Source organism: Streptomyces sp. NPDC032472, from assembly GCF_040636955.1.
Classification (GTDB): domain Bacteria; phylum Actinomycetota; class Actinomycetes; order Streptomycetales; family Streptomycetaceae; genus Streptomyces.
This window is the reverse complement of the sequence record NZ_JBEZVK010000128.1, coordinates 1-9,552: the sequence shown is the minus strand read 5'-3', so window position 1 is coordinate 9,552 and position 9,552 is coordinate 1. Positions and strand designations below refer to the sequence as shown.

Sequence of the window (9,552 nt, the reverse complement as noted above, 5' to 3'; positions counted from 1 at the left end):
TCATCCACCGAAGTGGACGGGGTATCAACTTCTGGCGTTGATTTTTGGCACGCTGTTGAGTTCTCAAGGAACGGACGCTTCCTTTGTACTCACCCGCAGTAACACTTACTGGGGCTTTCCTCCGGGCTTCGTTCTTCGTATTTCATTTTTTTCTTGCGGTTCAGACTCTATCAGAGTCTTTCTCGCCCGCTTTCCAGGTCTTCCGCTTTCGCGGTTTCCCTTTCCGGCTTTCCCGACCCTACCAGTGCTTTCCGTGTCCTTTGCAACTCGACCGATTCACCGCCGTGAAACGCATTGAGCGCAACACAACGGCACAGGACCGAGAGCTGAGACGAAGATCTGCTACCTGTGGGGTGGGTTCCCGTCCATCGGTTGTTCGCGAGAAGTTCACGCGGCACGTCCTGGCGGGAGTCACGACAGTACAACGCCTCCGGTTCACAGGCAAATCGATTCAGGCGTATGGTCTAGTCCACTACGGTGTCGCGTGACCGCGTCGCGGCCTCCGGCCAGGAGGTTCGTTCACGCGAACCCGGACATCTCATGACATACCCTTCTCAACGTACGCCGTCGAGGACAGGCAGTGACGACGGCGCGTCGAAGCCCCACCCCTGGGAGGCCCCCATGACCACCGTGACGTCCCCTCTTGCCGGGCGTGCCATCGGACTCGCGGCTGTGCCCGATCCGGTGTTCTCCGGCGCGATGGTGGGTCCGGGTACCGCTATCGATCCCGTGCGCGAGCCCTCGGAGGCGGTGTCCCCCGTCGACGGTGTGGTCGTCTCCCTGCACCCGCACGCGTACGTCGTCGTCGACGGCAACGGGCACGGCGTCCTCACGCACCTCGGGATCGACACCGTCCAGCTCAACGGAGAGGGCTTCGAGCTCCTCGTCAACAAGGGCGACACCGTGACCCGCGGCCAGGCCGTCATCCGCTGGAACCCGCAGGCGGTCGAGGACGCCGGCAAGTCGCCGATCTGCCCCGTCGTCGCGCTCGAGGCCACGGCAGAATCGCTCGGCGACGTCAGCGAGAAGGGCGACGTCAAGGCCGGCGACGTCCTCTTCAGCTGGCAGTGACGTGTCCGCCTGCACGGGCGGGCGGGTCGGACATCCATCGCGGCGGCCGGGCCCGCCGCTCAATCGGAGACGGTGAAATGGAGACAACGCTGCGAGGCGTCGGCGTGAGCCACGGGGTGGCGATCGGCGAGGTGCGGCACATGGGCACGGCGGTCCTGGAGCCGCCGGCCCGGCAGATCACTGCGGATGAGGCGGAGCGCGAACAGGGGCGCGCCCGTCAGGCAGTGCGGGCGGTTGCGGCCGACCTGATCGCGCGCGGCCAGCTGGCCGGTGGCGAGGCCCAGCACGTGCTGGAGGCCCAGGCGATGATCGCCGAGGACCCCGAGCTCATGGCGGACGTCGACCGGCGCATCGCCGTCGGCAGCACCGCCGAGCGCGGCGTGTACGACGCGTTCGCCGCCTACCGCGACCTGCTCGCGGGGGCCGGGGAGTACATGGCCGGCCGCGTGGCCGACCTGGACGACGTCCGCAACCGCATCGTGGCGCGGCTGCTCGGCGTGCCGATGCCGGGTGTGCCGGACAGCAACGAGCCGTACGTGCTGATCGCGCGGGACCTGGCGCCCGCCGACACGGCGCTGCTCGACCCGGCGCTCGTCCTCGGCTTCGTCACCGAGGAGGGCGGTCCGACCAGCCACAGCGCGATCCTCGCGCGGGCGCTGGGCGTGCCGGCGATCGTGGCGCTGCCGGGTGCCTGCGAGATCGCCGAGGGAACGCTGATCGCCGTGGACGGCAGCACGGGCGACCTGTTCGTGGACCCGTCGGCGGAGAAGCGTGCCGAGCTGGAGGCCGCGGCCGCCGAGCGGAAGGCGGCGCTGGCCGCCTCGTCCGGTCCGGGCGCCACCTCCGACGGTCACAAGGTGCCGCTGCTGGCCAACGTGGGCGGGCCGGCGGACGTGCCGGCGGCCGTGGAGGCCGGGGCCGAGGGCGTGGGCCTGTTCCGGACCGAGTTCCTGTTCCTGGACGACAGCAAGAAGGCGCCGTCGGAGGAGAAGCAGGTCGAGTCGTACCGCAAGGTGCTGGAGGCCTTCCCCGAGGGGCGGGTCGTCGTGCGGGTGCTGGACGCGGGCGCCGACAAGCCCCTCGACTTCCTGACACCGTCCGACGAGCCGAACCCGGCGCTGGGCGTGCGCGGCCTGCGGACGCTGCTGGACCACCCGGAGGTGCTGCGGACCCAGCTGACCGCGCTGGCGAAGGCGGCCGAGGGACTGCCGGTCTACCTGGAGGTCATGGCCCCCATGGTGGCCGACCGCGCCGACGCCAAGGCGTTCGCGGACGCCTGCCGCGCGGCCGGGCTCCGGGCGAAGTTCGGCGCGATGGTGGAGATCCCCTCCGCCGCGCTGCGGGCGCGCTCGATCCTGCAGGAGGTCGAGTTCCTGTCGCTGGGCACGAACGACCTGGCCCAGTACACCTTCGCCGCCGACCGGCAGGTCGGTGCGGTGTCGCGGCTGCAGGACCCGTGGCAGCCGGCGCTGCTCGACCTGATCGCCTTGGCGGCCGAGGCCGCCAAGGCAGAGGGCAAGAGCTGCGGTGTCTGCGGCGAGGCCGCTTCCGACCCGCTGCTGGCGTGTGTGCTGACGGGTCTGGGTGTCACCTCCCTCTCCATGGGTGCCGCTTCCATCCCGTACGTGCGGGCGACGCTCGCCAAGCACACCCTGGCGCAGTGCGAGCGTGCCGCTGCGGCCGCGCGTGCGGCCGACAGTGCCGAGGAGGCCCGTGTGGCCGCGCAGGCGGTGCTGTCCGGCGAGTGAGCCGGCGTGTCCGACGACCGAGGGGCCTTCGCCGGTGGCGGGGGCCCTTCGGCCGTTCTACCCGGCCGTTCTAGGAGTGGGGGTCCGGGCCGTCCACCTCGTATCCGGGGCAGTACTCGACGCCCGGCTCGGGGGCTACGGGTTCTCCGGTGTCGGCGTCGGTGCAGTAGGCGTTGAACACCGCTGCCGCAGAGAGCGGGACGAGACGGCCCCGGTCCAGGCGCCAGCCGTGGACCCGGTCGGCGAACCCCGGGGTGGTGCTGCGCAGGACCAGTCCCCCGGTGCCGCCGAGGGCGAGGCCGGCTGCGAGGACGGCCACGAAGCCGAGGCCTTCACGGTCGGCGACGTACGGCGGGCCGTCCGGATCGTCGGGGGCTTCGGCGTGGAGGACCGCGACGAGCTGCTCGTCCTCCGTCGGGACGCTGCACACCAGGTGGTGGTGGCCGGGCCCCGCGTGCTCCACGAGGCGGGTGAGGGCCGCGGTGGCCCGCTCGAAGGCGGCGCGGCCGATGTCCTCCCCGCAGTCCGCGCAGGCCCCGACACCGGCGAGGAGCGCGGTGGCGTACTCCCAGGTGGACTGCCGTACGGCCTCGTCGATCAGGAGCGGGACCATCTCGTCGACGGGGCAGCCGGTGTAGGGCAGGGCGGGGCCGGTGCCCGCGAGTTCCGCGGTGAAGCGGCTGCGCGATGCCGCGGTGTCCGGGTCGAGGCCGTTGTCGTCGCAGAACTCGGCGTACGCCTCGGGGTCGAAGAGGGCCACGGTGGTGTGGATGCCCTCGTCCGCGAGCGACCGCAGCAGTGCGTCGACGGCGCGGAGGTAGTCCTGGTGGTCCTCGAAGGTGAAGCTGCGGTAGCGGCGCATGGCCGCGAAGTCCCCGGCGTCGGCCAGGAGGCCGACGGTTCGGGGAACCTCGCGGCGCAGCATGCGGCGCCGGGCCGTTTCCGTGGTCTTGTGCTGCGTTCCTGACATGGCTCCCCCTGCGTGGCAGATCGGCGGTCAACTGCTCACTCAGAGTAATCACGGCCACTGACAGTGACCTCGGGAGCCGCCGGCGTCAGGAGCCGGTGCGGGTGCGGGCCAGCTCCTCGTAGAAGCGCAGGAGGTCGAGGTTGTCGACCGAGCCCGGGTTGACCGCCTTCGCCATCGGCGTGCCCTGGAGCAGGCGCTTGACCGGGACCTCGATGCGCTTGCCCGTGAGGGTGTGCGGGATGCCCGGCACCTCGATGACCTCGTCGGGCACGTGCCGCGGGGAGAGCTCCTCGCGGATCACGGACTTGATCCGGCCGCGCAGGTCGTCGTCGAGGGTGGCGCCCGGCGCGAGGTGCACGAAGAGCGGCATCCAGTAGCCGCCGTTCGGCTCCTCCAGCCCGATGACCAGCGATTCCTTGATCTCGGGCAGACGCTCGACGGCCTCGTAGATGTCGGCCGAGCCCATCCGCACACCCTGCCGGTTCAGGGTGGAGTCCGAGCGGCCGTGGATGACGACCGAGCCGTGGTCGGTGAGGGTGATCCAGTCCCCGTGGCGCCACACGCCGGGGAACATCTCGAAGTAGCTGTCGCGGTAGCGGCTGCCGTCGGGGTCGTTCCAGAAGCGGATCGGCATCGAGGGCATCGGGTTGGTGACGACCAGCTCGCCGACCTCCCCGGTGAGCGGCTTGCCCGACGGGTCCCAGGACTGCAGGTCCGTACCCAGGCAGGCGGCCTGGAGCTCGCCGATGTGCACGGGGAGGGTCGGGACGGCGCCGGCGAAGCAGCTGCAGACGTCCGTTCCGCCGCTGACGGAGGCGATCCAGAGGTCCTCGGCGACCTCGTCGTGCAGCCAGCGGAAGCCGTCGGGGGGCAGCGGCGAGCCCGTGGTCGCCACGCACTTCACCGCGGACAGGTCGAAGTCGCGCGAGGGGTGGACTTCGGCCTTGCGGCAGGCCATCACGTAGGCCGCGGAGGTCCCGTACAGGGTGGCCCGGGTCCGCTCGGCGATCCGCCACTGGGCGCCGGTGTCGGGGTAGCCGGGGCTGCCGTCGTACAGGACGACCGTGGTGCCGGTGAGCAGGCCGGAGACGAGGAAGTTCCACATCATCCAGCCGGTGGAGGTGTACCAGAAGAAGCGGTCCTCGGGACCGAGGTCGCAGTGCAGGCCGAGCTGCTTGAGGTGCTCCAGCAGGATGCCGCCCTGCGACTGGACGATCGCCTTGGGCAGGCCGGTCGTGCCGGAGGAGTACAGCACCCACAGCGGGTGGTCGAAGGGGACCGGCTCGAAGACCGGCTCGGCGGCAGCGGAGGTCAGGTCCGACCAGGCCAGGGCGCCTTCGGGCGTCGGCGTGCCGAGCAGCGGGATGTGCACGACCGCGCGCAGCGAGGGCAGCTCCGCGCGGAGTTCGGCGACGGTGTCGCGGCGGTCGTGCTCCTTGCCGCCGTAGCGGTATCCGTCGACGGTGAACAGGACGACCGGTTCGACCTGCTGGAAGCGGTCGAGGACGCTGCGGGCGCCGAAGTCGGGGGCGCAGGAGGTCCACACGCCGCCGACGGCGGCGGTCGCGAGGAGCGCGACGACGGCCTCGGGGATGTTGGGGAGGTAACCGCTGACCCGGTCGCCCGGGCGCACGCCGAGGGCGCGCAGCTCGGCGGCGAGCGCCCCGACCCGGCCGCGGAGCTCGGACCAGGTGACGGGGACGGCCTCGTGGGTCTCGTCCACGTACAGCAGGGCGGCGTCACCGGCGCGCGCCGGGTCCTCGCCGGCGCGCAGGGCGTGCTCGGCGTAGTTCAGGGTGGCGCCGGGGAACCAGCGGGCGCCCGGCATCGAGCGGTCGGCGAGGACCGACTCGTACGGGGTGGTGAAGCGGACGTCGAACCAGTCGGCGACGGCCTTCCAGAAGGTGTCCAGCTCGTCCACGGACCAGCGGTGCAGCGCGGGGTAGCCGCCGTCCGCGGGGGCCCCGTGGTGCTCGGCCGCCCAGGCCTGGAAGGCGGTGATGCGGGCCGCGGCGATCCGGTCGGGCCCCGGGGACCAGAGGGGTTCCGGCTGGGTGGACGAGGTCATGGGTCGGCTCCCGGTCAAGTCTGCGGCTCGCGCGTGGTGTGCGTTGCGTACGGTGCCATCGCGCGGTGGGTGTGCGCGCGGCGGCACACAGGGACGATGCCATGCGATCTACGTCCGCACCAGAGGCGTCGGGGCGGGGCCGGGGCGGTGCCGGGGTGGTGCCGGGGCGGCGCGGATCTCGCGCCGGGCGGCGTGGACGGGTGAACGGAAGTTGAACGCAGCCTCCTCGGCCGACGGCCGATGGCAGGGTGAACAGCATGAACGGTCGCGAACTGGTGCGTGCGGTGAAGGAGATCGGTACGGAGCGGGGGCGGCGGGCGTGGCGCTCGGCGCTGCGCCACCGACGGGCGGACGCGGCGGGGCTCCCGCGCCGGGGCGCGGAGCGGGCGCGCGTGCCCGGGCTGCTGACCGGTACGGAGCCCAGGCCGGGCGGCGGGGTGCTGCGGTTCGCCCGCTCGGAGCTGCTGGTACGGGTCACGGTGGGCGGCGCGGTGTTCTGGGGCTGGGACGGGGCCGGGCCGACGCCCTCGTACGCGGTGGTGGGCAGCGGGCCGGAGCCCGACCCGCGGGCCGTGCTGGAGCCGGACACGGGCGGCGGCTGGCGGGTGGTGTCGGAGCGGGTGACGGTGGCGGTCTCCCGGCACGGGGCGGTGGAGGTCCGCACACCAGGCGGCGCGGTCCTGCGGCGGGAGCTGCCGCCGCGGTGGTGGGAGCCGGTGGGGGGCGGGGAGGCCGGGGATGGGGTGGGGGGGTTGGGTGGTTCGGGGGGTTCAGGTGGTTCGGGTGGTTCAGGCGGTTCAGGTGGTTCGGGAGGTTCGGGAGGTTCGGGGGGGTCGGGCTCCGATCGGCTGGAGGGTGGCCGCGGGGACGGCTCTGGGGGCGAGCGCGCCGGCCGGTCCGGCGCCGCTTCGCGGTGGGTCGTGCGCGCCGAGGTGCCCGCGGACGCGCGGTTCTTCGGGCTCGGCGGGCGGGCGGCGGGGCCGCGGCTGCGCGACGGGGTGTACCGGCTGTGGAACACCGACCCGAAGGGCGGCTTCGGGCCGGGCGACGACCCGCTCTACATCACTATGCCGGTGCAGCTCGTGGTCGCGGACGCCGGGACGCACCTGGTGTTCCACGACAACTCGTGGGAAGGCCGGGTGACCCTGCGCGAGGGCGAGGAGGGCGCGGGCTCGGGGCCCGACCGGCCCGGGCTCAGCCAACTGCGCATGGAGGGCGGCCCGCTGCGCTGCTGGGTGCTGGTCGGGACCCCGGCCCGGGTGCTGCAGGGCTGGTCCGGGCTGACCGGCGCCGCCGCCGTGCCGCCCGAGTGGGCGCTGGGCTACCAGCACGCGCGGTGGGGGTTCGGGAGCGCGGCGGAGGTGCGGCGCGTGGTGGCCGGGTACCGGGAGCGCGGGCTGCCGCTGTCCGCCGTACACCTGGACATCGACCACTACGAGGGGCACCGCGTCTTCACGGTGGACGAGCTCCGCTTCCCCGATCTGCCCGGGCTGGCGGGCGAGTTGCGCGAGCAGGGGGTGCGGCTGGTGTCGATCGTGGACCCGGCGGTGAAGGCCGGCGACGCGGTCCACGAGTCCGGCCTCGCGGTCGGCCCGGACGGTGCCTTCGTACGGGATGCGCAGGGGCAGGAGGTGCGGGGCGAGGTCTGGCCCGGCGAGTGCGCGTACCCGGACTTCACGGATCCGGCGGTGCGGCAGTGGTGGGGCGGGCTGTATGCGGAGCGGCTGGCGCAGGGCTTCTCCGGGGTGTGGCACGACATGAACGAGCCGGTGTCGTTCGCACCGTTCGGGGACATGACCCTGCCCCGGTCCGCGCGGCACGCCATGGACGGGGTGGGCGGGGACCACCGGGCCGCGCACAACGTGTATGCGCTGGGGATGGCGCAGGCCGGGTGGGAGGGTCTGGTACGGCTGCGGCCCACGGAGCGGCCGTTCCTGTTCTCCCGGTCGGGGTGGGCGGGTATGCAGCGGTACGGGGGCACGTGGTCCGGGGACGTGGAGACCGGCTGGGAGGGGCTGCGGGCCTCGCTCGCACTGGTGCTGGGTCTCGGGCTGTGCGGGGTGCCGTACTCGGGGCCGGACGTGGGCGGGTTCGGGGGGACGCCGTCGCCGGAGCTGTATCTGCGGTGGCTGCAGCTGGGCGCGTACATGCCGCTGTTCCGGACACACTCGGCGATCTGGGCGGGGCGGCGGGAACCGTGGGAGTTCGGGCCGGAGGTGGAGCGGCATGCGGCGGCCGTCCTGGCGGAGCGGGAGCGGCTGCGGCCCTATTTCGTGACGCTGGCCCGGCTCGCCCGGCGGACCGGGGCTCCGTACGTGCGGCCGCTGTGGTGGGGCTCGCCGGAGGACCGGGGGCTGCGGGACTGCGAGGACGCCTTCCTGCTGGGAGACGCGCTGCTGGTGGCGCCGGTGCTGGAGCCCGGCGCGGACCGGCGGGCGGTCCGGCTGCCGCGGGGGCGGTGGTACGACACGGCGACGGGGACGGCGTACGAGGGGCCGGGGCAGGTGCTGCTGGATGCACCGCTCGGGCGGGTGCCGGTGCTGGCGCGGGCGGGGGCGGTGCTGGGGGTTCGGGGGGACGGGGTTCGGGGGGAGCCGGATGTGGGAGTGGGCCTCGAGGTGTGGGCTCCGGCGCGGGGGCGGAGCGGTGGCGGGGTGGTGATCCGGGATCCGGGGCCCGGGTTCGAGCAGGACGAGGTCGAGCGGTACACGGTGCGGTGGGAGGGGGATGCGGTGGTGGTCGAGGATGAGGGTGGGGAGCTGGTGGAGGGGGTTGTTGTGCGGGGGGATTGTGGTGGGGGTGGTGGGAGTGGTGGGGGTGGGGGTGGTCGGGCTGGTGCTGGTGGTGCTGCGCGTTCCTCTGGATTTTCCGGCTCCGGGAAGGATGTAGCTCCGCTATAGCGGCGTACGGGACCCTGCCCGTGCGCGGCGTACCGGCCGTGCTGCCGTCGGAGCGGTTCGATCAGGGGAGTTTGTGATGGTCTTGGCGAGCCCGGCGAGGCCGGCGAGGCCTGCGCGACCGTTGGTTCCTCGGCTGCGGGCGTTACAGGGCCCGCGCCACTGGGACATGGCGCCAGGAGCCGAGGTTGTGGGTGCGTGCCAGTTGCTTGCGGCGTGGACGCTCGTTGTCGTCGCGACGCAACAGGCGGACCCGGTCAGATCCCTGACGATGTTCGGGGTCGGGTCGGTGGTCGCCGTGGCGGTGGGCTTCCTGCACGGAGTGCTGCTCGTCAAGCCCTTGGCGCTGCTGGGCCGACTGACGGCCCGCCTGACGGCGTGGCCGCAGTCGGTTGCGGTGCTGGTGCTGATGGTGCCGCTCTCGGCACCGCCGGCAGCCGTGGTCCGGTGGTGGCTGCGCGAAGCAGTGGCGACGGCCCCTTCCTTCGGGGCGGTCTGGGCCGCCACGGCGGCGTGCGCGGTGCTCCCGCTCGCCGCGGGGGCGAGTCTGCGGGCACGGGCGGTCCCGGTCCCGGCGAGGACGCTGTGGGCCCGCGGCCTGACGGTGACGGCGGCAGCCGTGGCGGTCACGACGATGGCCGGCTTCGTGATGGAACTGCCGGTGTAGGGGCGACGGGGTCACGGTGGACCGGGGTCGGAGGGTGCTCGGGGGCGTCCCGGCCGCCCATTGTCCTTTCGGTTCGCGCCGGCTCGTCAAGGGCGCTCCTGCGTCGCGTCGCTTCGCGATCGCCTTCGGCG

7 protein-coding genes are annotated in these 9,552 nt (G+C 73.0%); 5 read left to right on the top strand and 2 right to left on the bottom strand.

Annotated elements, in window-relative coordinates:
- The 3 genes from AB0F11_RS36285 to ptsP form a co-directional block, all read left to right on the top strand.
- A partial coding sequence (locus AB0F11_RS36285) for a hypothetical protein (RefSeq protein WP_362183561.1) occupies positions 1-298 on the top strand: 298 nt, incomplete at its 5' end.
- Between the two features lie 323 nt (positions 299-621).
- The gene (locus tag AB0F11_RS36280) at positions 622-1,071 is read left to right on the top strand and encodes a PTS glucose transporter subunit IIA (protein WP_362183558.1); all 450 of its coding nucleotides are present in this window, start codon (positions 622-624) and stop codon (positions 1,069-1,071) included.
- Between the two features lie 77 nt (positions 1,072-1,148).
- On the top strand, positions 1,149-2,819 hold the full coding sequence (gene ptsP / locus AB0F11_RS36275) for a phosphoenolpyruvate--protein phosphotransferase (protein ID WP_361920288.1): 1,671 nt from the start codon (positions 1,149-1,151) through the stop codon (positions 2,817-2,819).
- A 70-nt stretch (positions 2,820-2,889) separates the two neighbouring features.
- Here ptsP and AB0F11_RS36270 read toward each other — a convergent pair whose 3' ends face one another.
- Both AB0F11_RS36270 and AB0F11_RS36265 read right to left on the bottom strand, forming a co-directional pair.
- On the bottom strand, positions 2,890-3,789 hold the full coding sequence (locus AB0F11_RS36270) for a hypothetical protein (protein ID WP_362183555.1): 900 nt from the start codon (positions 3,787-3,789) through the stop codon (positions 2,890-2,892).
- Between the two features lie 85 nt (positions 3,790-3,874).
- Positions 3,875-5,857, bottom strand: a complete 1,983-nt coding sequence (locus AB0F11_RS36265) for an acetoacetate--CoA ligase (protein ID WP_362183552.1) — start codon at positions 5,855-5,857, stop codon at positions 3,875-3,877.
- A 257-nt stretch (positions 5,858-6,114) separates the two neighbouring features.
- On the opposite strand from AB0F11_RS36265, the gene AB0F11_RS36260 reads away from it, so the two are divergent.
- Both AB0F11_RS36260 and AB0F11_RS36255 read left to right on the top strand, forming a co-directional pair.
- Positions 6,115-8,757, top strand: coding sequence for a glycoside hydrolase family 31 protein (locus AB0F11_RS36260; protein ID WP_362183549.1), 2,643 nt, complete (start codon positions 6,115-6,117; stop codon positions 8,755-8,757).
- A gap of 268 nt (positions 8,758-9,025) precedes the next feature.
- Positions 9,026-9,421 (top strand): hypothetical protein, encoded by a 396-nt coding sequence (locus AB0F11_RS36255; RefSeq protein WP_362183546.1) that lies wholly within the window; start codon positions 9,026-9,028, stop codon positions 9,419-9,421.
- Positions 9,422-9,552: the final 131 nt, after the last annotated feature.

Bases quoted from the DNA above. Each gene is read 5' to 3' on its own strand.
- AB0F11_RS36260 (WP_362183549.1), top strand. From the start codon at position 6,115: ATGAACGGTCGCGAACTGGTGCGTGCGGTGAAGGAGATCGGTACGGAG.
- AB0F11_RS36255 (WP_362183546.1), top strand. From the start codon at position 9,026: ATGTTCGGGGTCGGGTCGGTGGTCGCCGTGGCGGTGGGCTTCCTGCAC.
- AB0F11_RS36265 (WP_362183552.1), bottom strand. From the start codon at position 5,857: ATGACCTCGTCCACCCAGCCGGAACCCCTCTGGTCCCCGGGGCCCGAC.
- AB0F11_RS36270 (WP_362183555.1), bottom strand. From the start codon at position 3,789: ATGTCAGGAACGCAGCACAAGACCACGGAAACGGCCCGGCGCCGCATG.
- ptsP (WP_361920288.1), top strand. From the start codon at position 1,149: ATGGAGACAACGCTGCGAGGCGTCGGCGTGAGCCACGGGGTGGCGATC.
- AB0F11_RS36280 (WP_362183558.1), top strand. From the start codon at position 622: ATGACCACCGTGACGTCCCCTCTTGCCGGGCGTGCCATCGGACTCGCG.